This is a genomic window from Salmonella sp. SAL4457 (genome assembly GCF_046548235.1).
Classification (GTDB): Bacteria; Pseudomonadota; Gammaproteobacteria; order Enterobacterales; family Enterobacteriaceae; genus Salmonella; species Salmonella enterica.
The window spans coordinates 1-272 of sequence record NZ_JBGDZO010000489.1 but is presented as its reverse complement, the minus strand read 5'-3'; the positions used below and the strand labels follow the sequence as shown (position 1 = coordinate 272).

Here is a 272-nt window from a genome sequence, read left to right as displayed (position 1 = left end):
GACGAAGGCCGAGCCCTTGGGTGCCTGGGGCCCGTACAGGGCGCCCTCGTCGGCCTGCGCGGCGAATGCGGCGACGCCGAGGGAAAGTGCGCAGGCCAGGCGGGTCCAGGTGTGGCGGCGGGTCATCGGGTTCATGGGTATTCCTCCGTTGCTTCTTCTTCAGCGGGGCGCTCGGCCCCGTGGGTAAACAGCCTTGGCTGTGTTCGTTCAATCGTTGCGGCTGGCGGCCAGGCGCTCATCGCGGCCGCCGCTGGCCTTCAGCTGGGCGACCC

1 protein-coding gene is annotated in these 272 nt (G+C 70.2%); it reads right to left on the bottom strand.

Annotated elements, in window-relative coordinates; all coding sequences use genetic code 11:
• Positions 1-135, bottom strand: a 135-nt coding sequence (locus ACLJNW_RS25175) for an alginate O-acetyltransferase AlgF (RefSeq protein WP_410961353.1), incomplete at its 3' end; no start/stop codon positions are given.
• Between the last annotated feature and the right edge of the window lie 137 nt (positions 136-272).